The sequence below is a fragment of the Pseudoalteromonas sp. S558 genome, from assembly GCF_005886635.1.
In the GTDB taxonomy this organism is placed as follows: domain Bacteria; phylum Pseudomonadota; class Gammaproteobacteria; order Enterobacterales; family Alteromonadaceae; genus Pseudoalteromonas; species Pseudoalteromonas aliena.
Window position 1 is genome coordinate 1 of the sequence record NZ_PNDU01000416.1, and the last position, 1,113, is coordinate 1,113.

Consider the following 1,113-nt stretch of genomic DNA (forward strand, 5'->3'; position numbering starts at 1 on the left):
AAATTGCTAAATTGCTAAATTTCGTTTTTACTAGTTTCATGTCGATGAAGCACACTTTAAATCTATATTTTTTAGATATTAATACGGTTGAATTGCATGATATAATTCTGACAATTAAATAATAAATAGGGATATTTTTGTGGATATTATTATCGGCCAACATGCGCTGAAGAAAAAAACACAGCTAACGCAACTTTCTGAACGTGCGATTGGTAAAGCCTTCAAGGATCAAGCTGCTTTAGCAATACAAATGACACAATGTAGTGCAGCTGTTTATCGTCGATTACAACGAACTTATAAATCAACTGTAACGCCACGAGATGAAAAAAGAGTTAAAGCCGGTGGCTTAAGCACACAATCAGTTACTTTTTCAACAAGTAATAGTAGCCAAAAATCTTTTAATAGCTTACTTCCTGCAATGCGCGGAAGGGCTGCACCTACAAACACTTCAAAAACGTCAAATGATGTTGCAGTTGCCTCAAATCAGCCACAAGCAGTTAACTTATTAGCTTTGTTACATCCTGTTATAAGTGGCGACATAATGAAAACGGGTAATGCTGTTGAAAAAACAGCGACTATATTAGGGTTAGTAACAACGACTGTTGGTTTTGTAGTTCCAGGCGGTGGAGCTGTATCATCAATTGTTAGTTGGGTAGGAAGTGGTGCTACGTATTCAGGTTTCTCAATGTCAAGAATTCGTCCTGATGCGCCAGACCGAGCTTATCACCAACTGACAAATTATATTTCATGGTTAGCCGCTTGGAATAAAAAAGCCTGTGAACTAATTGATATAGCAGATCCAAACGGACAATGGACGTTTCGGGATATTGAGCACGGATTTTCATAAAAATTTAGGATTATTAATAATAGTTTTAAATATTTTGTATATCTTGTCATTGCTTATGCTAATCAAAAGCCTGCTTATTGCAGGCTTTTTGTTTTTAAAATAAAGAGTAAAGCGTAGGTTGAGTTGAGTAACACGAAACCCAACGGATCTAAAATGCAGTTTGCACCTATAAAGCTAAGTATATGTATATCAGACATTGATCAGACCAATTTCAAAAATTTCGATTTAATTTAAACGCTTAATTCTCTTTAATTTGATAAAATAAC

1 protein-coding gene is annotated in these 1,113 nt (G+C 35.0%); it reads left to right on the forward strand.

Features of this window, described 5'->3' with window-relative positions:
* The first annotated feature begins 139 nt into the window (after positions 1 to 139).
* A complete protein-coding gene (locus CWB66_RS20235; RefSeq protein WP_138586821.1) occupies positions 140 to 847 on the forward strand; it encodes a hypothetical protein in 708 nt (235 codons plus the stop codon).
* Positions 848 to 1,113: the final 266 nt, after the last annotated feature.